The following is a 24,886-nucleotide window of genomic DNA, read 5'->3' on the forward strand; positions in this document are numbered from 1 at the left end:
CCCTAACCCCTAACCCCTAACCCCTAACTTCCTGCTTGACAAATCCGAATACTTGCTGCATCATAGTAGATCGTGAGATAAATAAAGCACAAGCGGAACTGGCGGAATTGGTAGACGCGCATGATTCAGGTTCATGTGGTGCAAGCCTTCCGGGTTCAAGTCCCGGGTTCCGCATACCAATCAAGGAGTTAGGGTCTAGGGAAGAGGGAGAATTTTTCCTAGACCCTTATTTTTTTGACTTTTTTCCATCTTCTCCTCCCCCACTCCCCCGCTCCCCCCTAGCCCCTAGCCCCTCAAATGTTGACCAGCCTTCAAAACCCACTGGTAAAGCAAATTCGCAAACTGCATCAAGCCAAAGAGCGGCACGATCGGCAAGTATTTCTGTTGGAAGGAACGCATCTGCTGTCAGAAGCTTGTGCGGTCAATTATCCCTTGGAGACAGTTTGCTGTACCTCAGCATGGCAGGAACGTTATCCGCAACTTTGGCAAACAGCGACAGAACGGGCTCAAAGGATAGAACTGGTAAGTCCGGAGGTATTAAAAGCTCTAGCCACAACAGTACAACCGGATGGAGTAGTAGCGATCGCACCCCGATCTCAACTCCCAACTCCAGTCACACCGAATCCGGGTTTACTGCTAGCCTTAGAAACAATACAAGACCCAGGCAACCTGGGTACAACAATTCGCACCGCTACTGCCGCCAGTGCTGCCGGACTTTGGGTAAGTAGCGATAGTGTAGATTTGGATCACCCCAAAGTACTCAGAGCTTCCGCAGGACAGTGGTTTCGCCTCCCAATGGCTGTAAGTGGCGATTTAAAAGTACTGGTACAAGCTTGTCAAGCGGGTGGAATGCAAGTGGTAGCCACCGTTCCCAATACCAACTTAACCTACTGGCAACTCGATTTGCGCCTGCCCACTTTGATACTGCTGGGAAACGAAGGCGCGGGACTATCCGCAGATTTGGTAGCCCTGGCAGACAAACAGGTGAAAATACCCCTCAGCCAGGGGGTAGAATCATTGAACGTAGCGATCGCCGCTGCCTTGATTTTGTACGAAGCAGAACGACAGAAAAATTAAAAATTAAAAATTAAACACATTTTTAATTTTTAATTTCTCATCATTCATTTTTTGCCCCTCTGCATAAAATCCTCAATGTCAGCAGCCGCTTGTTCAAGAACATCTAGCTCAATAGGCATTGGACTTGCTTGGCGACGTGAGGGGGAAGCAGCATTAGACACTTCCGGCGTGGATGCCAATGCCTCACCTGCATCCGGTGCCAAGAAATTCTCGAATTCGTCTAAGCTAGCCATAAAGGCTTTAGCAGCCTCGCGACGCTGGTTTTGCTTGTGCCGATCCATAAAATTTCACTCCAAACTAGGGATCGATCGCCCAGGTTACACCTCAGAGAGATCGAACTTCTATTAAATATTCCCAATATTCAGCTAACGATCGCACCATCAGCACAAATTGTTGTCTAAAATACCCAGTCCAGTTGAAAATTAAAAAGGGCGCGTAGCACCAGGAGAAGTTAAGTGAGTCAGGGATTTGATTACGACCTCGTTATCGTAGGAGCCGGTGTGGGCGGACACGGTGCCGCTCTCCATGCGGTCAATTGCGGCTTGAAAACCGCCATCATCGAAGCAGGCCAAATGGGTGGAACCTGCGTAAATCGGGGCTGTATCCCCTCAAAGGCGCTATTGGCAGCTTCCGGTCGCGTGCGAGAATTACGCAATGCCCATCACCTAAAAGCGCTGGGCATAAATGTAGGTAGCGTGGACTTCGATCGAGGCGCAATTGCCACCCACGCGGAAAATATCGTCAGTAAGCTGCGCGGTGACTTGACCAACAGCCTCAAACGTTTGGGCGTGGATACCATCCAAGGCTGGGGCAAGGTGGCAGGGCCGCAAAAAATCGCCGTCGCCACAGACAAAGGCGAAAAAATCATCACAGCTAAAGATATTATTCTCGCTCCTGGCTCGATACCTTGGGTTCCCCCAGGAATTGAAATTGACGGCAAGACAGTCTTTACCAGCGACGATGCCTTGAAGCTGGAATGGTTACCCTCTTGGGTAGCAATCGTGGGTAGCGGCTACATCGGTTTGGAATTTTCGGATATTTATACAGCTTTGGGAAGCGAAATTACCCTGATTGAAGCGCTACCCGAATTAATGCCGGGATTCGATCGCGATATTGCCAAAATAGCGGAAAGAATTCTCATTACTCCCCGCGACATCGAAACAAAAGTGGGAGTATTAGCCAAAAAAGTAACCCCAGGTTCCCCTGTCGTTATCGAACTGGCTGACGCTAAAACCAAAGAAGTTGTCGAAATTTTGGAAGTAGACGCCTGTTTGGTAGCCACAGGTCGCATTCCCTTCACCCAGAATATGGGCTTAGAATCTGTTGGCGTCGAAACAGACAAGCGCGGCTTTATCCCCATCAATGACAAAATGGCAGTTTTGTCCGGTGGCGAAGTCGTACCTAACCTGTGGGCAATCGGCGATGCTACCGGCAAAATGATGCTAGCCCATGCCGCTTCCGCCCAAGGTATTGTAGCTGTGGAAAATATTTGCGGAGGCGATCGCACTCCCGATTATCGCAGCATCCCCGCCGCCGCCTTCACCCACCCGGAAATTAGCTTTGTGGGGATGACGGAAGCAGCAGCTAAGGAATTAGGACAAACAGAAGGTTTTGAGGTGGCTTCCGTAAAAAGTTACTTCAAAGGTAACTCGAAAGCGATCGCGGAAGGAGAAGCCGAAGGTTTGGCAAAAGTAATCTATCGCAAAGATACTGGCGAAGTTTTGGGCGTCCACATCATCGGTCTGCACGCCTCCGACTTGATCCACGAAGCATCGAATGCGATCGCCTCCCGCCAGTCCATCTACAACCTAGCTTATCTCGTTCACGCTCACCCCACCCTGTCCGAAGTCCTCGACGAAGCCTACAAACGAGCCAAAGAAGCCGTTAGGGGCTAGGGATTAGGGGCTAGGGGTTAGGGATTAGGGGTTAGGGATTAGGGGTTAGGGGCCAGGGAAAGTCAATCATTCAAATTTCTCCCTCCTCCCTCTTCCCTTTTCCCTCTTGCCTCTGCCTCTTGCCTCTGCCTCTCCCTCTTTCCCCTAGCCCCTAACCCCTAACCCCTTTTCCCAAATATGCAAATTCGTCGTCGTCGCCCCAATCCCGCAGTTGCCGTTCAAGAATTGCGCTACCAAGTTGCGCTGCCAGATGCCTCACCGAGAAATATTCTGGAGGAAATTGTTTGGCATAAAGAAACTGAAGTAGCGCAAATGCGAGAACGCTTGCCTTTGGCCGATCTCCAGCGTAAAATAGCCGACCTGCCCCCACCCCGCGATTTTGTGGCAGCACTGCGCCAAGGCAAAACTCAACCTGCCTTAATTGCGGAAGTCAAAAAAGCTTCTCCCAGTAAAGGCGTCATTAGGGCAGATTTCGACCCAGTAGCGATCGCTCAAGCTTACCAGCAGGCAGGTGCTAGCTGTATCTCGGTTCTCACTGATACCAAATTTTTTCAAGGTAGCTTTGAAAACCTGCAACGCATCCGTGCTGCTGTAGACTTGCCGTTACTGTGCAAAGAATTTATAATTTACCCCTACCAAATTTATCTAGCCCGGATCAACGGTGCTGATGCCATCCTGCTGATCGCTGCCATACTTTCCGATCGAGACTTAAAATACTTTGTAAAAATCGCCAATGCCTTGAAAATGAAGGCTTTGATCGAGGTGCATACCCTAGAAGAACTCGATCGCGTGTTAGCCTTGGAAGAAGCTACCCTAATTGGCATTAACAATCGCAACTTAGAAAATTTCTCGGTCGATCTACAAACAACCTGCGATATCCTCGCAGCAAGAAACGATCGACTCCAAGAGCGAGGCATCCCGGTCGTGAGCGAATCGGGACTGCATACGCTAGCAGACCTCCGCTTGGTAGCGCAAGCGGGTGCAACTGCGGTGCTGATCGGTGAGTCGCTGGTTAAACAGCCAGATCCTCAAGCTGCGATATTAGAGCTTTTTGCCATTGGGTGAAAAAAAATTAAAAATTAGAAATTATATTTTTAATTTTTAATCGGAAATTAACTTGAGGAAAATTTGCGTTCATGGAGCCAATTCCTATTCCTTCTCCTATCCATTACGAACTGGTACTGCAATTACTAGAACGACAAACAATGTTCGCTGTATCTCAAAAACCAGAACTAAAGGATAAAGTTAACCAACTAATAATTACTTTGCGTAAAGCAGCTGCTCTACAGAAACAAATCGAACAAACTTGCGAACAAGCTCACATCAAAACGGAATACCTCTGGTCGCTCAATCATGTTATTCCCTCTTCAGCTGAATTGCCCTCAACAGCAAAATCAAATTTGAACTCAGCTTCAAATGGCCTGAAGCCACCTCAAGAACAATCGTAATTTTAATTTTAGTTTGCAATTGGAGATGGGATTTTAAATTAAAAATCTGCAATCTAAAGTTAATTTTCTAACAACTACTGGCTCCTGACTATTTTGTATTGACCAAAATGGAAAATAGTTATAAGCCGCCAGATTTATCCGTGAGGTCAATCCAAAATCCAAAATCCAAAATCCAAAATCGAATGACTGCGGCATTATGGACGATAAGCAAATACTGATGATACCCGGCCCTACACCAGTGCCGGAACAGGCATTACTCGCTTTGGCGAAACAGCCGATCGGACATCGCAGCAGCGAGTTTGGCTGTATCTTTGAGGAAGTACTGCAAAACTTGCAATGGCTTCACCAAACTCAGAACGATGTCTTAATGCTTACCGCTAGCGGTACAGGAGCGATGGAAGCCGGAATTATTAACTTTCTCAGTCCGGGCGATCGCGTCTTAGTAGGATGTAATGGTAAATTTGGCGATCGCTGGGCAGACCTTGCTACCACGTACAATTTAAATGTAGAAAAAATTACTGCTGACTGGGGTAAACCTTTAGATCCGGAACAATTTCGCGAAAAGCTGGAAGCCGACACCGAAAAGCAAATTAAAGCTGTCATCGTCACCCACAGCGAAACATCTACGGGTGTCATAAATGACCTGGAAACCATCAATCGCCACGTCAAAACGCACGGCGAAGCTTTAATTATTGTGGACGCCGTAACGAGTTTGGGAACAGTCAATATCCCCGTTGATGAATGGGGTATTGATGTCGTTGTCTCCGCTTCGCAAAAAGGTTATATGATTCCGCCAGGGTTAGGCTTCGTCAGCGTGAGTGAAAAAGCGTGGGAAGCGTACAAAACCGCCAAAATGCCTCGTTTCTATTTAGATTTAGACAAATATCGCCAATTCCAAGCCAAAAACACCACACCCTTCACCCCGCCAATCAACTTGATGATGGCGCTGCAAGTCAGCTTGCAGATGATGAAAAAAGAAGGCTTGGCAAATATTTTCGCTAGGCATCAAAGACTGATGAATGCCACTCGCGCCGCCCTCAAGCAGTTGAATTTACCTTTGTTTGCCCCCGATAATGTTGCCAGTCCCGCAATTACCGCTGTAGCGCCCGTACAAGCGGACACCGAACAAATTCTCAAAATCATGAAAAATCGCTACGACATCGCTCTAGCGGGCGGACAAGACCACCTGAAGGGCAAAATCTTCCGTATCGGTCACTTGGGTTTTGTCACCGATCGCGATATCCTCACTGCGATCGGCTCCCTAGAAGCAACTCTGATCGAACTGGGACAAGACTCCTTGACCCCCGGCGCAGGCGTAGCCGCCGCTGCGAAAGTGTTCGCCCAATCAGAGGCTAGAGCGCCAGTCCAGTAAAAGAGCTTATGTCGCATACATACCGATCTAACGTTCCTGGTCAGCAATTTCCGGGGTCTTTGCAACTCCACAAGCGGCGTTGGTAAATCCGCTGCACCAGAATTGTTACACTGCTGACCACAATCGCAGCTTTAGGCTACCATAATGATACTCGACAACACATAAAAAATATGGTTAAAAATTCCAGAATATAAAATAACTAAACAAAAATAACTAAAGCTCAATTACAGTTGTCCTTTAAGGAAAAGTTCTTTGAGTTTCTCTAAATCAGCAATTGAATAGATTTTAACTCTAGAGTACTTTTCAAATTCTTCCCTAAAGGTCTTTCTCAAAAAATCTCTAACAGTGTATTTGCCAGATTTGTAGATATGTTCCTTAGCAACTTTCTCAAAAACTGAGGTGTAAGATAATCCTAAAACTGTAGTATAAGTTGCTGCTGTTGATCCAGCAATTACTTGACTAGGAGGAAAAATTGAACCTATCAAGTCTAAAGTTGCTGTTGAGAGAAAAGTGAAAAGCGCGGAAGTTGTTAAACCACTGATTGAGCCTAAAAATGCTGCCATATCAGTATAACCATACAAGGCTGCAAGCTTCACACAGAGAGCACTTTGAGCAGTCATTGCTGAAACAGGCGTTGTAAAAGGGATTGGAATGAATGATGCGCTGAAACAAGCAATGGCAGCAGTAAAAACATATCTCCCTGCCACTTTTCTTTTAGCTTCTACATCTGCTTTCTGCATTACAAGCACCGCTTCTGAATACACTTCAGGAAGCAAATCTACTGTTCTGCCGATCAATTCTTTTAAGCCAAAAGGATCGCAAATTGGCTTGCCATTGATTTCAAGAGGGGAGGCTGATGCTTCGATCAAATCGTATGTGTTTTTAAATTTAAAATTATCTATTGTTCTCTTGATTTCATAAATTTCATTTGGCTTTGCGCGATCGCACTGAGAGAGAACTATAATTACAGGAACTTGTTGCTCATACAGTTTATTAATGATATCTCTATCAAAATATTCAAACCTTGCAGATGAAGCATTTACAACATACCAAACTAAATGAATTTGTTCCTCTATACCCTTTCGTCTTAACTCTTCTAAAAATCTTAATGTACTCTCAACAAATTCAGTCTCTTTATTTGACTCGTATCCAGCAGAGTCATACAAAACCACAGGGGATTTCTCATCAGGATCTCTCGGATACCTGACAAATCCCTTACTGACAGGTAAGCCTGCACCGACTTTAGCGACCTCTGCCCCAAATACCGCATTGATAAGCGTACTTTTACCAACACCAATTCTGCCAATTACTGCAATGTTAGGAGATCTTATTTCTTTAACTATTCTTTTGATTTCCTCTTCAAAGTTCGCCATAGTAACCTGCAATACAGTTTAGAAACTATTTTTAAGCCTCATCTCACCGATAACACTTTAGGACACTGAACTCAGAGCGACAACCTTCAAACTACCGTCCTGACCCAAAAATGAAGCATAATAACTATTTATTCAACGTCAAATTTGCTGGATATCACCCCCTATATCGATCTTATCCAGCATTAACCTATGTTGCAACCTACCGCCCGATGAGGCTTCGCCGCTTGCTGGAGGCGGAGCCTTTGCGAAGTATGACAAGGCAGAGTATGGGAAAGATCGCCATCGCCCCTCGCTGTAGGTTGTTACATTCTCGCTTGTAAATCAGTAGGTAACGTCAAACCAAACATGACTCGATCGAGCGCTCTCACCAGGATTGAGGTGGAGAAGCAGTCGTGAGCGTCGGGTTTCATCCTTCAACCTGACCTACAAGATCGAGCGATCGCATATTGGGTGCATGGGCATTGTTCAACTGCGACGTGATGATCTTAAGCAGCACCCTACTCTGTGTACTGCCGTTTGTAAGGAGGCTGTAAACCCAACATAATTTCTTCTCTGGGAACACCCATTTCAACCAAGTGTTTGAGGCATGGTTCAATCTCCTTGGGCAGGCGGTTCGGTGGGTTCATTGAAGCGCTCGATAATTTCGCGAATTTCACTAGCTGTGAAAGTAGTTTCATCGGATTTGGAATAGAGCGTGACAAGCAGAATGCAGATGTTGTCTCGCAATTGATAAATGACTCGATAACCTGAACTTTTGCCTTTTTGAATGTCGCTATTTTTGACGCGGACTTTGAAAACGGTATAGGTCGTGCCAGAAATTCGATCGCCAGGACAGTTACCATTTTCGAGGTCATCGAACAGCGGTTGTAGATCGGACCGGATATTGCGATACCGTTTGGCTAACTTGCGAAGTTGTCCTTGAAAATCGGGGGTAACTAAGATTTGAATGGATGGAGCGTCAGTCATCAATGCCGTCCCAGAGTTCAGAGACGGGCTTCAAGTTGCCTTCTTTGGCTTGTTGTAAGGAGATCCGCAAATGGGCGAGGATGAGTTCATTGGGGTCGTCGTCAGGGTCGCTTGGGGGGGTGAGGATACCTCGATCTACGAGGATTTGATAGAAATCGTCTACATCCATCGCAATGACTTGAGCCGCTTGTTCGATGAGTAAGATTTTTTGCTGGAAGAGCGCGATCGCAACTTCTCGGCGCAGGTCTGATTCTGTGAGGGATAGATTGTCAGGGAGGTCGATGGTAATTTGCATGGTTTTGAATTCACTGAGTTTAATGATTGTTATTTCCCATCTTCGCTGACACCTTCAAGAAAACCGATCGCACCAGGGTTTGAGTAGAAAAGTAGTTATGAGTGTTGGGTTTCATCCTTCAATCTGACCTACAAGAACGAGCGATCGCATTAACTAGAAGTATACAATGCGATCGCCCAACTTCTGGTGCAGCGCTGTTGTTAGGCAGTGACCTTAATAAGGGCGACCATCTTTGTGCGTTAAAGCCCATTCACCATTTGGCAATTGTGTTGCTTTGAGATCGTCATTTGGGTATTCGACCTCATCTCCAAGAGTGCGATCGCCAATTTCAATATAGGTTACATTTTCTTCAGTTCGATTAATCAGTTGATGGGCGATACCTGTACCTGCCTTAAATCCATAGCAGTCACCGGGATGCAAAACGAATTCCTCTTCGTCTAGTACCAGCGTTGGGCTGCCTTCCAATACCAGGATAAATTCATCTTGCTTTGAGTGGCTGTGAGCGAGTGCAGAAATTGCTCCCGGTGAGAGATGGGTTAAATTAACTCCAAAATTAGTCAACCCAAAATACTCACCCAGTTTTCGCTTTTGTCGTCCCTTCACGAGGGAAGCGTAAGGTTCTGGATATATCGTCTTACCGATCGGTGCTGAAATCGATTCTGCTGAAATTGGCGATTGCTTCATAAGCTTACTTAGCTCTATTTTGAGGATGTTGATTGCGCTGGGGCTAGAAACCGGGTTTCTGAGTCGATCGTTCACGCTCAAACTTACCATTTTTCGTAGAAACCCGGTTTCTTTGCGTGATATCCCGATCTTCTACAAATCCACAATGCAGACAAATGTGGGTTCTAGTCGATCGAGATTTCTGTAATTTCCGATCGCAATGGGAGCAATTCTGACTCGTATTATAAGGATGCGATCGCGAAATCAACACATCTGCTTACTGTTCTGCTAGCAGTTTGTAAATCTCGCGTTTTACCTGAACAAGCAGATCGCGTACCCGATTGGTTTGCTCTACATTGCCACTTCGAGCAACTTGGGTGACAGCATCATTCAACTGGGTTAAAGTCTGCCGTAACTCGATCAATTCAGAAGGTTTGGTTTCAGTGAAACTGTCGTGACCTTTTCTTGAATGAGATTGTTGGTTGCGATCGCTCAAGAGTTGTCTGCCACTCTCGGTAATCGTATAAACCCGCTTGCCCTCGACTTCCTCACTGGTCAAATAACCTCCTTCTTCTAGCATCTGAAGCGTTGGATAAACCGAGCCTGGACTGGGGCGACGAAAGCCACCGCGACGGTTTTCTAGCTCTTTCATCAATTCATAACCATGTTGGGGACGCTCTGATAGAAGCCCAAGCAAAATGAATTTGATGTCACCGCGACGGGTACGAGGCTCATCTGGCCACCCGTCACCAGATGAACCTTTGTGTCCATGTCCATGTCCGCGTCCGTGTCGCCCACTCATGAAGACTCGATCGCTAGGGCCTTCTCCTGCCCATGCTGGTACGAGAAAATGGGGATGAAATTGTTTGAACATATTTTTGCTCTTTGTAATTATGAGGTATCGCGATATATCGCTATCTAAAAAGAATCTATCGCGATATATCGGGTTTGTCAATTTCAATAATCAAGGCTTATTGACAATATATAGGGCTAAGGGAAACTGCGGCTCGATCGTGCGATCGACAGACAATCCCTAACTTGATGTACATACATATTTTGTACATTTTGTCAACTATAAATTAGATGCAATTGCCTCACTCCCCCACTCCCCCGCTCTCCCTTTCCCTTTTTTTCTTTTGACTTTTCACAGCCAATTTCCCACCAAAACGTATGGAGCCCAGAAATACGGATTCCTGTAGCTGCGGTTTTGCAAAAGGCTATTTTGGGCGCGGCGAAGCGCTTCAGCTTTGGTAATGCCGGGATTGGCTAACTGGCGATAAAATTCAGTCATCAGGGTGGCAGTAGAACTATCGCTCACTTTCCATAAAGTTGCTAAAGTGCTGCGTGCGCCAGCGCGTACCGCCACCCCAGCTAGTCCCAAAGCGGCGCGTCTATCCCCAGTAGCAGTTTCGCAGGCGCTGAGTACCAGCAATTCGATCGGATCGGATTTACTGGGATCTCTACTACGCAACAACTCATCTAACTGCTTGACATTGATTTCGCCATCCCAAGCGAGAATAAATGTATTTTGGTAATTGGAACTAAATTGACCGTGAGTTGCTAGGTGAACGACAGGAAAAGGAACGGCTTTTACTTCATTCTCCAGCGTTATGCTAGTAAATTCTCGATCCAAAAGTCTTGTAGAACGAACTTCAGCACTAACTTGTTCTAATTCCCTTTTCACACCCGGTAAAGCAGAAAATCCCTGTCTGGATTCGCTCAGTCCACCAGCTAAAGCCCTCAGCCTTTCTCGCGTCAGTCGTTGCGGCTTCAACAATTGTAAACCGGGAGTTAGGGCAATGCTATATTTTTCAATTAAATATTGTTTGCCATCGTAGAGAGCAGACATGGGGATATTTCGCAACGCACCATCCAAAACAAATACCAGCGTTTGTATCCCACTCGCTTTTAATTCTGCCTCAGCAGGTCGAATCAGCCAGTCATAAAGTTGTTGAGACAACTGCAAGCGTTCGTCTTGATTGGAGTGACGAATCCCCAAACTTTGTCTGAGTTGGTTAACGATATTTTCAACTTGTTTCTGGTCAATTTGGGTAGTGTAGTTACGCAATGGTTGCTGGGGCAAACTGAGGATTATTTCTAAGCGATCGGCTAAAATAACTGGATAGATAACTGCCGCTCCCGCGTCGATTTTGTCAATCAATTCTGGTGCTGCATCCAGACAAGCTTCTCGGAAAAAATTATCCAGTTCCGCTAGTTGTAGGGACTCGATAACTTGACGAGCTTGAATTAATCGATTTTGCACTGGGGGTTGAAATTTCTCTCCCTCTTCGGATCTTTGTAACAGCAAATCGACTAGCTCTCGATAAATCGGTTCTACACTATCTCGAAACGAAAATTGCACTTCTGGATTGATTGTGGCTAAATCGCTGCGGAGAGATTGTAAGGTGTTTACTGCTTCAGTATAAGCTGCGATCGCATCCTGTTTTCTGGATTGCAATCTTAGCAATCTTCCTAACTGCCACTGCCATTTATAAGCAATATCCGGCGCATTACTCGCTTGCGCCAAAAGCAAAGCTTGCTCAGTCAAATCTTTGGCGTTATTCAATTGCTTAGTTTGTGCGTACAATCCACCCAGATTGCCAAGAGCAAAAGATTCTACGCGCTTATCGCCGATATTTTTGGCTGACTGAATAGCTGTGGCTAAAATATTGGCAATTTCTTGATTAATTTGTGCTTTGTCAGATGTTAATTCTAAACCACTGCCCGTTAACATCTTCATCAAACTTTCAGACAAATTAATTTGAGCGATAATTTTATTTCGACTTAGAGGTAATTGGGAAATTTCCGATTCAATTTTCGGCCATAACTCCTGAGCTTCTGAGTTTTGCTTTGTCTCCACTAATAAGCTCATTTGATTTATGCGTGCCTGAAGCCGAGTATTTCCAGAATCGGATATAGTTGCCGCTTGTTCGTAATATTCTAAAGCCGCTTTATTTTTCTTCTCAATTTTTTCTGTATCTTCTACATCTTCTGCTAATTCTTCTAATCTTTTCGCCAATGCTCTTTCGGTATTGCCTATGTTGAGTAAAGCGATACTAATATCGGTAGGAGATTGCAAACGTTGGGCGATTGCCAAACTTTGCTGACATAATTCTAGAGATTTAGCTAAATCACCATTGATGCGGAGAGTGTTGGCAAGCGTCAGCAATCCCTTTGCTTTAAGTGGAGAATCTTGTTGATTTTGCAGACGTTTTTCTAAGTCTGCTAATGTTTTAGAAGCGCGACGATAAAAGCCCAAACTTTGCCAAGTCTGAGCAACGTTAATAGTGCTACCTGTAATCCCAATTTCATCACCAGCTTGCGTGTATGCAGATGTCGCTTGTTGCAAGGTAATCAGCGCGTCTTCCGGTTGTCCTAAAGACAATTGTAAGCGACCTTGAGTGTTTAAAGCAATGGCAAGGATGGGGGTTTTTTGGTTGTTGTTATTGGGGACTGTTTGTAGGAGGTTCAGGCTGGATGCGATCGCACTTTTCGCTTTCTCCCATTCTCCTAGTTTCTGATAAGCTAAAGATATAAAGTTTAGTGCTAAAGCTTGACTTATTACATCTTTTTTGGTAACAAAGTTTGCTTCTGCTTGCTGCCATATTCTCAGAGCATCCGCAAACTGTTCTGCCTCGTATAATTGTTTACCTTGTTGCAGTAATTGTCTTGGTTCTGAGGATAGATTGGTTTGACTTATAAGGGTTTGTTTTGATAAAACTGCATCTGGCATAACGCAGTTGACCGAAAGTGCTATTCCTAAGCCTAAAAGTATGGCGAAAAGGGATCTGAATTTAGGTTTATTTGAAAAGTATTTTGGATTTTTTTTTAACCGCAGATGATAACAGATGAACGCAGATGAACGCAGATAAAGAGAAATACAGAGGTTGGTCGCTAAGGAGCTGATTTTTCGGATGGGGTATAAGGATGTGGCAAGTAAAAGTAGAAAAATATTTTTAAGCATATTATTTTTAATGTTTAATGTTTAATTCTACTTGCATTCTGGTGGCGTCAGAGCGGTTCGGTGCGATGTGATTTTAGGTGTTTCTGCTGTGAGAATAACTTCGCCGTTGTCGCCAATTATCCAACCTTGAGCTTCTATAATTTTATTGGGAATTGCAGGTGGGTTTGAAGGTTTGCCATTTCCCGGAATGCGTAAATCTTCCCAAAACAAATCGCCGCTGGAAGGCTCGTCAGGACTGGGGGGCAAACCGCCGCGACCGGTGACAAAAAAGCTACTGCCTCCCTTGTCTGCGGGACAAGCTTGGGCAATCAATCCGGTGGTGTCAACAAACTCAACTGGAGGGATATCGGGAGGGCTAATTTGTACTTCACCTTCTACGCGCAATTCGCCGCTGGGTTTGATGATACTATCGGTAGATTGAAATACTGCCAAACCTAAACCAGGTGGAGGTGCGATCGAAATATTACTTCCTCCTTCCGGATTGACAGCATCAGTCCTGACTTCGCTACCCTCAAGTAAGACTAATGTCTCTGTAGTAATATTGATATTTCCTTCGGCGGTTCCTGCTGCGGAAACGGCAGATATTCTACTTTGAAGGCGGAGTTGAATATCCCGCGATCGCATCTCGATATTTCCCGCTTTACCAGTTGCAGATTCAGCTCGCAATGCAGCTCGATTGTTAATCAGGATCGAGGTAGCTTCTACTAATAGGTTACCTGGATTTCCGGAACCTGTACTGCTGACGATCGCTTCCGCACTATCACTAACTCTCAATCGATCGGCTTGAATATTTAAAGTGCCAGCATCTCCAGTTCCTACAGACAAAGCAGATACTTGTGTAGGATTCGGATCTCCATTCGGATTCCTTCCCAAACCAGTTATTTCTACCTCATCCGTCGCTCGAATAATTAAATTTCCTGCTTTTCCCTGAGTTTCTGAATTCAAAGGTTCTTGAGTCAGAGAAGCAGCCGCCACTCTTGCGCCATTTCTAACGCTCAAGCGTCTCGTGTTAATATTAAGGTTGTTGGCATTTCCTGTCGCTCCATTTTCCACTCTAGCTAACAAACCGCTGGGAAAACTGCCGTCGGGCGATCGACCGCTCAAATCCACTTCTTCTGCATTAACAGTCAAAGTTCCCCCATCCCCACTTCCAAATGTGGAAGCAGATACTTGACCGCCATTTTCAGCAATCAATCTTCCTGTTTGAATAGTTAGAGAACCACCTTTGCCAGATCCCGCAGTTGAGGCAGATACTTGCGCGGGATTGGCATCGCCGTTAGGATTTCTGCCAACTCCAGTTATTTCGATTTTATCGGTGGATTGAATATTTAAGTTACCGGCATTTCCCAATCCTTGAGAAGCTGCTGTTACTCTTGCGCCATTGGTGACGCGCAAACTTTGAGTTTGGATGTTTAACTCGCCGGCATTTCCGGTTGCTTCCGATTCTACTCTAGCCAGCAAACCGCTGGGGAGGCTACCATCGGGAGAGCGATCGCTCAATTCTATTTCATCCGCAGTGACGTTTAAAGTTCCCCCATCGCCGACTGCATAGGTGGAAGCTGCTACCTGACCGCCATTTTGAGCAATCAATCTTCTCGTTTGAACAGTTAAAGAACCGGCTTTACCATTACCTGTAGTTGAGGCAGATATTTGCGCGGGATTGGGAGTACCATTGGGGTTGTTCCCCACTCCAGTTACTTCGACTGTATCGGTGGATTGAATTGTCAAATTTCCGGCATTTCCCAATCCCTGAGAAGCAGTTGCTACTCTTGCGCCATCGGTAACGCGCAAACTTTGAGTTTGAATGTTTAACTCGCCTGCGTTTCCGGTTCCTCCCGATTCCACTCTAGCCAGCAAACCGCTGGGGAGGCTACCATCAGGGGAGCGATCGCTCAATTCTACGCGATCGGCAGTAATCTTCAAAGTTCCCCCATCTCCACTTCCCGATGTAGAAGCTGATATCTGTCCTCCCTGTTGTGCAATCAATCTCCCGGTGACAATCTCCAAGTTACCGGCTTTACCTGCACCAGTTGTCAGAGTCGATATCGCACTCGGCTGGATTACAGTTTGTTCTTGTTGGGGTACTGTTCCCACACCAATTACTTCTATTGCATCGCTAGCGCGAATGGTAATGTTTCCCGCGTTTGCAGGTTTTTCTGTAAGGGAAGAAGCCGCTACACGCGCCCCACCTTCGACGCGCAAGCGTCCGGTCGCAATGGTTATGTTACCACCACCCCCTGTAGCATCCGGTTCGACTCTCGCCTGCAAGGCGCTGGGGGTGCCATCGGCTAATCTGCCAATTACTTCTACAGATTCGGAAGCATTTACTGTTAAGCTACCTCCCAGTTCTCCTCCTTGAGTATTTGCTTTAATTTGAGAACCGTCGGTAAGCCTGATTTGCCTACCTTGCACCTGAATGTTACCACCTCCGGAACCGCTGGCATCGACTGTAGATTTTTGGGATAGTTGAATATCTCCATAATTATTTGTGGCAGTTTGTTGGTTATCGATTAATGACCAATTACCAGTAACGATTGATGCTAAATCGATTTGTCCTCTTTGTGCGGTTAAATTGCCACCGATTAGGCTGATATCGCCGCCGATTAGCGCTAGCGTTCTTTCGGGAGAAACCTGGATTTGAGAATTCTGTACGGTAATTTTTCCGGGATTGCCACCGAATTGCAAGCCGATCGGTATACTGACGGTAAGCAAAGGAGGAGTTTGCGTACCGGAAATGCTAAACTGCGTACCATCGGCAAAGTTGAGCGCGGACGCAGTACTGGCAAAAAACGATCCGCCGATGTTCAATTTGGCATTAAGGCCAAAAATAATACCGTTGGGGTTTAGTAAAAATAAGTTAGCAGTGCCGTTGGCTTGGATTAAGCCATCAATATTAGAGATAGAGTTACTGGTAACGCGGCTAATAATATTTTGAATATCCAGAGTATTGTTAAAAAAAGCCGTACCGCCATTCGGGACGGAAAATTCTTGAAAGCTGTGAAATAAATTGCTTCCAGCTTGGGTTCCTCCCTCGATGAGGCTGGTATTGCCAGAGGGAGTGACGATCGAATTATTGGGGAGAGTGGTATCGGGGACGATTTGTGCTGAGGTTGGTTGGCAATTTACGAGAAAAAATAGAGCCGTCACGAGGCGAAACCAAAATTTAAGATGACCGAAAAAAACAAGTTTCAAGCCTCCCATTTCACGGGAAATAATCAAAAAATTTTGACGAATTTCCAGATCCGTCCGATTATTGCCCAGATCTTCCAAAATCGAAAATCGAAAATCCAAAATCGGGTGACGCATGATGGAGCGGTTTGGCTATCGTGGAGACATTGCGTGCAACGTCTCTACAATAGCGCGAACCAGCTCCCCCGTTCGATCGAATTTGTCCCATCTGCACGCCGAAGCCAGAAACCCGGTTTCTTTGCGTAAGTCCTATTTTTATCACTGACCGAAAACGGGAATTTCCGCAAATTCGCTCAGTTCGGCAGATGCCAATAATTGTTTCCACTCTGCTGTTAACTGTGCGTCGTTGGGGTTGGCGCGGCGCAGTTCGGCTAGAGTTGTCAAAGCGTCGTGCCAAATTTTATATTGACGGTACAATTGGAAGCGATCGCGCGGTGTCGCTTTCTCCAGCTCGTTGGCAATGGGCGATCGCAGTTTTGTTACCCAAATTTTACCGTATACACCAGGCTCCTCGCGAGAGCCGTCAATTTTGGGCGGGCAAACTATGGCCATAGTCCACTGATAAGTTTTGCCACTTTGTAGTTTCGGTGCTGTATCGGGAAGTTGGAAGCTGACAACACCGGGTACTTTGGTAATACTGAAAGTTGTCGAGTAAACTTGTTTATCGTCTTCATCTTGCAAAACAAACTTTGCCGTTTGTGCAGAAGTTTGCGGAATATAGGCGAAGAAAGTGGGACGTTCTGCCACCGTTACTCCCAAGTCAGTGTTTTTCGGTATCAGCGCAGTTAGGGGCGGATTGGGACGTACTTCTCGCCTAGAACAGGTTTCGGGGTTGCGGGTGGCCCCTGATTCTTTTCTGGTGGGCGAACCTATATTGGGTGGAGGGTCATAAGCGGATGTTTCGCCTACTTCCCAACTATTTTGGCTTGACGAAGTGCCTTGAGATTGTGCTGGCGTTGACAGAGGAGTCAGGGTGAGTAACTCCACAGTTAGGGCGAGCGTTAAAGTTGCAAAATGTCGGGAAGACTGTTGCCAAACCATAATATGTAACCTTGTATTGAAATAATAAACACTGGATGCCTAACTTATTCCAGCTATCTATGACTAATACACTTCTAATATCGTTTCCGGTTTTTTTACAGTCAAACAGGTAATATCGTTTGCAATTACTTTATAGTTGCTTTCTATTAAATTCAAAAAAAAGTCACAAATTAAAAGAGCGGGCTCTATATCAGACCCGCTCTCAAAGGTGAGATGGAAAATACAACTCAAGGGGACAAGCCCATGCGATCGTTCCGCACTGGGAGATAATTCTTCTGACATGAAAGCCAGCTCCTTCCTTGGTGATAGGTTAAAACTTAGGTTGTTTCCAACCAGTCATAAATTCGATCTAGTTCTTCCAAGGTTACCAGACCGTACTGCCAAAGAATCATTGGTAAAGGCCCCGGATCGTGTTCCCGGTGCTTCAACGCAATTGAAATAGAAGCAGACGAAATCGCTAATTCTTCTTCTAAGAAGCGAATGAATTGTGAATAAGTTGCAGGTGCCATTCCTACTTTCACCTCCTCTTTAAGACACCATTTTGCGATAGAGAACTTGCTACTTTAATCAGTCGATAGACAGTGTTTCTGCTGTCACTGTACTTTTTTGCCATACCTCTTTTGTCAGATAGGTGCAAAGGCAAAAAGAACGCTTCTAGGTATAATTTCTCAGACAAACTTCGCAGTCAATCCGCGAAGGGAAATCCTAAGTCGAATTTGCGAGAAAATTAAACCCAAAGCTTAGTAGTGCAAGGTTTTTCCCTACCTAAGCAGCGCTTTTTGATGCGCCAATACCCTACTTTAAGCCGATCGGCTTATATCAAGGTTTTATATTTTCTTGTTGATTGTCTCCTACTCCAAGGCCCTAACGACCCTCACCTATAACAAGGGAAGAATTTATAGTTGCACTTATGCCTCACACCTAGACATAGCGGCATTTTTAGAAATATAGCTAAGTTTAAAAAACGCTGCTAGAACTTCAATGCCATGTCTGCACCCAGATAGAAGATAGTTTTTTTATTCAACAAGTAATTCACCTTGACTTTGATGCTACTGGTTCCTGAAGCTAGCACTTCCTATCGGAGTTGCCCGTTTCAGGGACAAGAGCATTGCAAACTTGCTTTTGCCTGGATAGCTTAGCAATTTCTGACAGTAGTTTATCAAGATAGATAAAAATATTAACATTTTTCAGTAACTTTGATAACTTTTTCAAAGTTATGGTTGCGATAAACTGGGATTTACTGAGTTTGGTGGCAAAAACCGAACTTCCACCCGCTGGCCGACTTTGAGCTTGAGTTCCGCAGCACGTCCGCCACGCAGCTCGATCACTCGGTCTATGAGCGTGTTTGGGCCATAAGTCGGACAGGGAGTGCTGGTACAGGGAGGTACATTGAGAGCGATCGCTTTGATAACTCCTTCCCGCAAAAAAACCATATCCAGTGGAATTTTGACATTCTTCATCCAAAAGCTGACGGTTTGCGCGGGCTGAAACTCAAACAGCATTCCCCGGTTATCTGGCAAAGCGGTGCGGTACATCAAACCCATCGCTTGTTGTTCCGGGGTGCGAGTTACTTCCAGCTCGATTACCTCTTCTCCCATCTTAGCTGTAGCTGAAACTGGCAGCATTTGGCTCAAATCTGTCTGCGATTCCTTGCTATCTGTAGGTTGCGACGTTACTTGTTCTGTGACAACCGACTGCTGTGCGGCAGAAGTTGCTGGCCCCAACGGCGAACAACCCATGACCAAAATCAACAGCAGCACTCCCAACCAATTTCTTCGTAAAATCACTTAGCGATCGCTCCTTACTAACTCTTCCCTTCCCTCTTCCCTTTCCTCTTCCCCTAGCCCCTAACCCCTAGCCCCTAACCCCTCCTTTCAAGTTTCTCGCAAAACGTAGCCAACACCTCGCACAGTCTGAATCAAGCGTTTTTCGCCTTCATCTTCTATTTTGAGACGCAAATAACGAATATAAACTTCAATGACATTAGATTCACCCATAAAGTCGTCGCCCCAGACATTTTCGAGAATTTGTTCGCGGGTCAAGACTTCGCGGGGATGTTCCATGAGATACTTGAGCAGCTCGTATTCCTTCATCGTCAGATCGATCGTCCGTCCGTTGCGTAGGGCTCTGCGAGTACCCAGATCCAAAGCCAGGTCGCCAAAGCGTAACTGTTCGGAGCCGTCTTTTTCTGGCTGGAGATAGAAACGCACTAACTTCAAAAACGTTTCCGTTCGGTAAGGCTTGAGAAAATAATCATCCGCTCCTGCTTCCAGACAAGCCACCCGGTCATCGACCGCATCGCGAGCCATCAGCAGCAACACGGGCGATCGATTTCCCGCACGCCTGAGATTTTGACATAAACTCAGCCCGGATTCTCCTGCTAACATTCGGTCTACGACGATCAAATCGGGTTCCAGTTCCTTGGCTCGTAGCAGACCGATTGTGGCATCGTAAGCTATGACAGCTTCGTAACCTGATTCTCTGAGATCGATGCTGACGTTTTGTGCTAGAGTTTCGTCGGTTTCGATCACCAAGACGCGAGGATTTTGGTTGAGGGTAACGTTACTCATATAGGCAGAAGATAGGCGATCGCTGTGGGGCTTGCTCTTATGAGTAATAATACCCGATCGAATATTCGCTTTCATATGTTTTAGGACAATCTAACTGGACAAGACGCATTTAAAACTGTGCGTAAATTCTCGTCTGGTATACCCGCCTGCTGAAGTTGAGGTAACCAAACTGATGTTGGTGTAATCCAAACTTCTTTAGTACCATCAGGAAGGTCTTGTCCTGTCCATACTAGCCCAACGAGCCTGCCTTGACGGTTGAATACTGGCCCTCCCGACGAACCTGGCCCGACGGCATCCGCTTCTCCGTGAGGGAGAATAGCGACGATCGACATAGCAGCGTAGCGATTTTCGACGGGAACGCGAGGATCGGGGTCGATCCGCAACGCGGGTTTGTTATCTTGTACGGTGGCGGTGACTGTTATTGCCGGATAGCGACCGTAAGCATGGCTTTTAATGGTGAGTTGTTCGCCTCGCTCGATCGGTTTACTTTCCAGACAGGGGGGTGAGAGGTCGATGCGATCGAATTGGTGAGTATCTAGTTTCACAACTGCTACTTCCAGGTCGCGGTCTAGAAACAGCAGTTGCTTCATCGGTACGGTGGGACTCAAGGATGAGGGTTGCGGTTGTGATGGCCGAAATGCCTGCCATTGCGTTAGGTTGTAGGGAATACAGCCTTCGGTATTTGTAGCGCTGATTCTGTATGGCTTGCGATCGCGGTTGAGTCGATCGGCATTTGGTGCAACCAAACAAATCCAATCATTAATTCGCGCATTGTCAGTGCGGTTAATCTGATAGCTGAGCAGTTGGTCTTCGGTTTTTACATCGATTCCTTGCAAAATTAGGAGTGCGGCATTAGTGGCTATGTGCCAATTGGTGAGCGCAATTCCCTCTCCGAGATAGACAGCGGAACCGATCGGCTCAAATCTCTTCTGTCCCTGTGGGTTTAAAAGTACAATTCCGACCGCATCTATTTGCTGAGAGGGTAGTTGTGCTTGACAAAGCAATACAAAAAAAAGACTGCAAACTACACTGTATAACAAAACCCACAATCTTTTTTTCATGATGATACTTCCTTATGGTTTTAGATTTTAGGTTCCAGATCCAATCTAAAATCTAAAATCTAAAATTTGGCTAAGGGAGCTCGACAGAAGTAGGTTTGGCAATGTGGGGTAGACCCCAGCCTAATTTTTCTCGCAGAATGCGGAAAAATTCCGGCGGTTGTAAGCGGATGAAGCGGGCCCGGTAGCGCGATCGCTCTACCCGGACGCGATCGCTTGGTAGGATGTAGCACCCGGCATTTCCATCAACTACCATTACCAAGCGTTCCAGATTAACTGGATAAATTGTCACCGGATCGCTGTTAGCGAATACCAATGCGCGGGAAGCCATAGAATGAGGGCAGATCGGCACTAATTGCAAGACCTGTACACCGGGCGTAATCACCGGGCCACCGGCACTGAGAGCGTAGGCTGTCGAACCTGTAGGAGTGGAGAGAATCACCCCATCTGCGGCAATGTCGATCGCTGCGTGCCTGCCTACCTGTATTTCAAAATGGCACATACTGGTGAGCGGTTCTCGGTGAATGACCATTTCGTTGAGGCAAAGCGCCTCCCACAAAACGGTTTCTTCCCGTAACACGCGCACCGTCAGCATGGTTCGCTCTTCAATTTCGTATTCACCGACGAGAATCTTTTCGATCGCTTGCGGCAATTGGTTGACGTAAGTCTCTGTGAGAAACCCCATGTGACCGGTATTGACAGTCAGCAGGGGTATGCCGAGGGGTGCGATCTGACGAAATGCCGCCAGAACTGTGCCGTCTCCGCCTAACACCACTGCAAAGGTGATTTCCTCGTCGAAATCTGGAGGTGTTAGCATTTCGATCGGCGTGTGGCAAATTGGGCCTTCGGGACGCGAGTAGCCCAGAATACCGCCTGCACCAGTCGCCATTAAGACATCCCAACCAGCAGCAGTCAAATCGTTTTTTAACTCTGTAGCAAGGCGACAAGCTACAGGTTTAACGTCGTTGTATATAATCCCAACTTTGGGCACGCAAAGAAGTCCAGCTTCGGATTGAAAGTTGATGTATTGAAAAAGGAGTTGAAAACGAACGTCACTCTAGTTAAGAGGGCTGCTGATGGCTAATGGTTAGGGATGCGTTGCTGTTACGCCACGAACCCGTAACAATAAACCTATCAGCAACTTGGGAAAATTATCTTTGTCTTCATACCGTTCGTTTAAAATCTTAATGCTCTTTTTTTTGATTTCTTTTTAGTTTTAGCTTGTTCATAATCCAATTCTTTCAGCTTCTTCAAAATTCGACTGAAGTAATCTTGGAGGTACGCTTCCAGGGTTGTGGTTTCTTGGGGGTCGAGACCGAATACAGTATATACTTCTTCCATTGAAGCGGTAAGGGGTTTATCCGAGGCCAAAACTTCTGCGAAGGATAGGCGATCGGCTAAATTCCAGCCCCACTGAAAAAACCTGGCGATTTGGCGAGTAGTACGCAATAACCCCAGGGGTAGGCGGGTTACTTTTGCTTCTTTCCCAGACAAGCGTTCGCACAAGTTAATTATTTCATCAGCACCCCACGCTCGTGTGCCTACTACCGGAAAAGTACCTTTTTCCGTTTCGGGAACGGAGAGGGCGCGAACGGCGAACTTAGCCACGTCCTGGGTGTCCATGTAAGCGACAGCAGTAGTTTGGGTTGTTACCCAAATTGCTTGTTTTTCCAAGATGGGAACGGCGTACTGTCCGATTAACCCTTGCATAAAGCCGCAGGGTCGCAGAATAGTATACTTTAAACCGGATTCTGCCAGAAACAGTTCCGTACATCGCTTGATATCCATCAGGGGTACGTCAGGATATTTTTCTGCATCCAGAATCGAAAAGAATATATAACGCTCTATTCCGGCGGCTTTGGCGGCTTGGATCAGGGCTACCTTCCCTTGCCAGTCTACCTGTTTGATGCTCAGGGAATCTGTGGGTCGGGCAGTGGCAGCATCGATAATTGCTGTGACGCCTTCCAATGCAGGCGGTAGGCTTTGAGGATCGCACAAGTCCCCAGACACGAGTTGAGCGCCCCATTCTTTTAAAAAGGCCGCTTTCTTGAAACTGCGGACTAAGCAGCGTACTTCATGTCCCTCATCTAGGGCGCGACGGGCTACCTGTCTTCCTAAGGTGCCTGTGGAACCGACGATTAATAAGCTCATCCAGAAATTTAGTAATGAATCTTAATGTTTCTCTAAGATATTATCAGAATTCAGGGGTTAGAGGTTAGGGGTTAGGGAATAGGGGAGAGGGGATAGGGAATAGGGAATAGATTTATTCTCCCGTTCTCCCGCTCTCCCGCTCTCCCGTTTCTCTTCCCCTAGCCCCTAGCCCCTATTCCCTATTCCCTCTATTTCTCAACTCCTTGGATTTTTAAGAGGACAAAGCCCATCGCTAAACCCACAAGGACGAGGGAGGCGGATAAAATAGCTGCATTGAAAATTTCGCCGCTCATTGGTAAAATGCTCCTTTGCTATGTCGATCGAGTTCGCTGGGATGACGATCGGTCACCTCATACCAGTGTCGTAAAAAATTAGACTGGGGATAAATTATCATTAAGCGCGTCAGACTCGCAAAGGTAGTTTGACGTTTTATGTTAGATACCCAGGTGCAAGGCAGGCAAAATGAAAGCTGGAAAAAATTTGTCTGAGCAAATGTCTGTTAAGCTCAAAGACGATCGTCGGCGTCCCCGCTTGGCTGTCACTCTGGGAGATCCGGCTGGCATTGGGCCGGAGGTGATTCTGAAGGCGCTGGCAGATCCAGAAGTTGTCCAAGATTGCGATATTACGGTGGTGGGCAGTCGATCGCTACTAGAAAAAATTTATCTTAATTTGTCTGATTCGGCTGAATGTAGGCAGATTTTGGCAAATACAGCCGATTTATCGATCCTAAATGTGGATTTGGATGCGGATTTGGGTAAGATTGCCGCTGGAAGTGGTAATGCTGCTAGCGGTGCGGCGAGTTTTGCTTATATGGAAACTGCGATCGCACACACTCTTTCCGGTGAGTTTGACGCTATTGTCACTGGGCCGATCGCTAAATCGGCATGGAAAGCTGCTGGTTACGATTATCCCGGTCAGACAGAACTATTGGCAGAACGGGCTGGCGTGCGGCGGTTCGGGATGTTGTTTGTCGCGCAATCGCCTCACACCGATTGGACTCTTCGCACTCTACTCGTTACCACACATATTCCTCTGCGTCAAGTAGCCGATACTCTGACACCGCAGTTGATGAGTGCGAAACTGGATTTGCTGGTGGAGTGCTTGCGACAAGATTTTGCGATCGCAAAACCGAGAATTGTCATTGCTGGATTAAACCCCCACAGTGGCGAACAGGGACAATTGGGACGGGAAGAACTGGATTGGTTAATTCCCTGGTTGGAGGAAGAACGCAAGAGCAGACCTGAGACAATTCTAGATGGCCCTGTGCCGCCGGATACCATGTGGGTGAAACCGGGTCAAGCTTGGTTTGGCAAAGGGGAAAAAGTACCTGCGGCTGATGGTTATTTAGCTTTGTACCACGATCAAGGATTGATTCCGGTCAAGTTAATGGCATTCGATCGGGCTGTAAATACTACCATCGGTTTGCCATTTATCCGTACTTCCCCGGATCACGGCACGGCGTTTGATATTGCGGGTAAGGGTATTGCCGATGCTACCAGTATGAAAGCAGCATTGCGGTTAGCAGTTGAATTGGCAAATCAGAGGGTAAATGGAAAAGTTTGATCGACAAAAAAGATTAGCTTTGTTTTATACGGATATTACGGATTTCTTATGCTAAACAGTAGGGTGGGTTAGACACGGGCGATCGATTCTCCGAAAAAGCAATAATATAGTGTCCGGTTGCATCGGTAGTACATGAGTGAAGCGAAATATTGTCTGTGGGAATTAGGGGTGAAAATTTTACCGCAGATTAGGCAGATAAACGCAGATAAACGCAGATAAGAACGCGATTTTTTTATGCAACCGATGCTACCGGACATCATA

The 24,886-nt window shown here is 46.2% G+C and carries 23 protein-coding genes, 1 tRNA gene and 1 pseudogene; 7 read left to right on the forward strand and 18 right to left on the reverse strand.

Annotated features, from left to right (window positions below; translation table 11 throughout):
• Positions 1-92: 92 nt before the first annotated feature.
• A tRNA-Leu gene (locus tag H6G03_RS20710) sits at positions 93-174 on the forward strand.
• Between the two features lie 123 nt (positions 175-297).
• On the forward strand, positions 298-1,077 hold the full coding sequence (locus H6G03_RS20715; protein WP_190467689.1) for a TrmH family RNA methyltransferase: 780 nt from the start codon (positions 298-300) through the stop codon (positions 1,075-1,077).
• A gap of 44 nt (positions 1,078-1,121) precedes the next feature.
• Here the strand turns inward: H6G03_RS20715 and H6G03_RS20720 are convergent, their stop codons facing one another.
• Entirely contained in the window at positions 1,122-1,358 is a 237-nt protein-coding gene (locus tag H6G03_RS20720; RefSeq protein ID WP_190467693.1) for a hypothetical protein, read from the reverse strand.
• 174 nt (positions 1,359-1,532) lie between these two features.
• Here H6G03_RS20720 and lpdA point away from each other — a divergent pair, with 174 nt between their 5' ends.
• The 4 genes from lpdA (at position 1,533) to H6G03_RS20740 (ending at position 5,792) form a co-directional block, all read left to right on the forward strand.
• Positions 1,533-2,972: a dihydrolipoyl dehydrogenase gene (gene lpdA / locus H6G03_RS20725; RefSeq protein WP_190467696.1), complete on the forward strand. Its 1,440-nt coding sequence runs from the start codon at positions 1,533-1,535 to the stop codon at positions 2,970-2,972.
• 177 nt (positions 2,973-3,149) lie between these two features.
• Positions 3,150-4,037 carry an indole-3-glycerol phosphate synthase TrpC gene (gene trpC / locus H6G03_RS20730; RefSeq protein ID WP_190467698.1) on the forward strand — a complete coding sequence of 296 codons (888 nt, stop codon included), beginning with the start codon at positions 3,150-3,152 and terminating at the stop codon, positions 4,035-4,037.
• A 71-nt stretch (positions 4,038-4,108) separates the two neighbouring features.
• Positions 4,109-4,420, forward strand: coding sequence for a DUF5340 domain-containing protein (locus tag H6G03_RS20735; RefSeq protein WP_190467701.1), 312 nt, complete (start codon positions 4,109-4,111; stop codon positions 4,418-4,420).
• A gap of 196 nt (positions 4,421-4,616) precedes the next feature.
• Entirely contained in the window at positions 4,617-5,792 is a 1,176-nt protein-coding gene (locus H6G03_RS20740; protein ID WP_190467702.1) for a pyridoxal-phosphate-dependent aminotransferase family protein, read from the forward strand.
• Positions 5,793-6,016: 224 nt separating this feature from the next.
• Here H6G03_RS20740 and H6G03_RS20745 read toward each other — a convergent pair whose 3' ends face one another.
• From H6G03_RS20745 to petM, 17 genes and pseudogenes are all read right to left on the reverse strand, one after another.
• The gene (locus H6G03_RS20745) at positions 6,017-7,165 is read right to left on the reverse strand and encodes a GTPase family protein (RefSeq protein WP_190467705.1); all 1,149 of its coding nucleotides are present in this window, start codon (positions 7,163-7,165) and stop codon (positions 6,017-6,019) included.
• A gap of 591 nt (positions 7,166-7,756) precedes the next feature.
• A complete protein-coding gene (locus H6G03_RS20750; protein ID WP_190467709.1) occupies positions 7,757-8,131 on the reverse strand; it encodes a type II toxin-antitoxin system RelE family toxin in 375 nt (124 codons plus the stop codon).
• Positions 8,124-8,426, reverse strand: coding sequence for a UPF0175 family protein (locus H6G03_RS20755; RefSeq protein WP_190467712.1), 303 nt, complete (start codon positions 8,424-8,426; stop codon positions 8,124-8,126). Before H6G03_RS20755 ends, H6G03_RS20750 begins: the two co-directional genes overlap by 8 nt.
• Before the next feature lie 213 nt (positions 8,427-8,639).
• Positions 8,640-9,110, reverse strand: a complete 471-nt coding sequence (locus tag H6G03_RS20760) for a cupin domain-containing protein (protein WP_190467715.1) — start codon at positions 9,108-9,110, stop codon at positions 8,640-8,642.
• A 118-nt stretch (positions 9,111-9,228) separates the two neighbouring features.
• Positions 9,229-9,339, reverse strand: a pseudogene (locus H6G03_RS39825) (zinc ribbon domain-containing protein); the annotation flags it as partial.
• Positions 9,340-9,366: 27 nt separating this feature from the next.
• Positions 9,367-9,963 (reverse strand): PadR family transcriptional regulator, encoded by a 597-nt coding sequence (locus H6G03_RS20770; RefSeq protein WP_190467717.1) that lies wholly within the window; start codon positions 9,961-9,963, stop codon positions 9,367-9,369.
• A 270-nt stretch (positions 9,964-10,233) separates the two neighbouring features.
• Positions 10,234-12,822, reverse strand: a complete 2,589-nt coding sequence (locus H6G03_RS20775) for a CHAT domain-containing protein (RefSeq protein WP_190467722.1) — start codon at positions 12,820-12,822, stop codon at positions 10,234-10,236.
• Positions 12,823-13,080: 258 nt separating this feature from the next.
• The gene (locus tag H6G03_RS20780; protein ID WP_190467725.1) at positions 13,081-16,359 is read right to left on the reverse strand and encodes a two-partner secretion domain-containing protein; all 3,279 of its coding nucleotides are present in this window, start codon (positions 16,357-16,359) and stop codon (positions 13,081-13,083) included.
• A 141-nt stretch (positions 16,360-16,500) separates the two neighbouring features.
• The gene (locus tag H6G03_RS20785; protein WP_190467728.1) at positions 16,501-17,283 is read right to left on the reverse strand and encodes a DUF928 domain-containing protein; all 783 of its coding nucleotides are present in this window, start codon (positions 17,281-17,283) and stop codon (positions 16,501-16,503) included.
• A gap of 63 nt (positions 17,284-17,346) precedes the next feature.
• The gene (locus H6G03_RS20790; protein WP_190467731.1) at positions 17,347-17,565 is read right to left on the reverse strand and encodes a hypothetical protein; all 219 of its coding nucleotides are present in this window, start codon (positions 17,563-17,565) and stop codon (positions 17,347-17,349) included.
• A gap of 35 nt (positions 17,566-17,600) precedes the next feature.
• A complete protein-coding gene (locus H6G03_RS20795) occupies positions 17,601-17,792 on the reverse strand; it encodes a DUF2949 domain-containing protein (RefSeq protein WP_190467735.1) in 192 nt (63 codons plus the stop codon).
• A gap of 705 nt (positions 17,793-18,497) precedes the next feature.
• Positions 18,498-19,070 carry a DUF192 domain-containing protein gene (locus tag H6G03_RS20800; RefSeq protein ID WP_407650754.1) on the reverse strand — a complete coding sequence of 191 codons (573 nt, stop codon included), beginning with the start codon at positions 19,068-19,070 and terminating at the stop codon, positions 18,498-18,500.
• Positions 19,071-19,157: 87 nt separating this feature from the next.
• Positions 19,158-19,853 (reverse strand): response regulator transcription factor NblR, encoded by a 696-nt coding sequence (nblR, locus tag H6G03_RS20805; protein ID WP_190467837.1) that lies wholly within the window; start codon positions 19,851-19,853, stop codon positions 19,158-19,160.
• An 80-nt stretch (positions 19,854-19,933) separates the two neighbouring features.
• Entirely contained in the window at positions 19,934-20,914 is a 981-nt protein-coding gene (locus H6G03_RS20810; protein ID WP_190467738.1) for a S1 family peptidase, read from the reverse strand.
• A gap of 70 nt (positions 20,915-20,984) precedes the next feature.
• Entirely contained in the window at positions 20,985-21,902 is a 918-nt protein-coding gene (locus tag H6G03_RS20815) for an NAD(+) kinase (protein ID WP_190467741.1), read from the reverse strand.
• Positions 21,903-22,087: 185 nt separating this feature from the next.
• The gene (locus tag H6G03_RS20820; RefSeq protein WP_190467744.1) at positions 22,088-23,062 is read right to left on the reverse strand and encodes an SDR family oxidoreductase; all 975 of its coding nucleotides are present in this window, start codon (positions 23,060-23,062) and stop codon (positions 22,088-22,090) included.
• 188 nt (positions 23,063-23,250) lie between these two features.
• Positions 23,251-23,355 (reverse strand): cytochrome b6-f complex subunit PetM, encoded by a 105-nt coding sequence (petM, locus tag H6G03_RS20825; RefSeq protein WP_190467747.1) that lies wholly within the window; start codon positions 23,353-23,355, stop codon positions 23,251-23,253.
• A gap of 169 nt (positions 23,356-23,524) precedes the next feature.
• On the opposite strand from petM, the gene pdxA reads away from it, so the two are divergent.
• On the forward strand, positions 23,525-24,625 hold the full coding sequence (gene pdxA, locus H6G03_RS20830; protein ID WP_242056775.1) for a 4-hydroxythreonine-4-phosphate dehydrogenase PdxA: 1,101 nt from the start codon (positions 23,525-23,527) through the stop codon (positions 24,623-24,625).
• Positions 24,626-24,886 lie beyond the last annotated feature (261 nt).

Source organism: Aerosakkonema funiforme FACHB-1375, from assembly GCF_014696265.1.
GTDB classification, from domain to species: domain Bacteria; phylum Cyanobacteriota; class Cyanobacteriia; order Cyanobacteriales; family Aerosakkonemataceae; genus Aerosakkonema; species Aerosakkonema funiforme_A.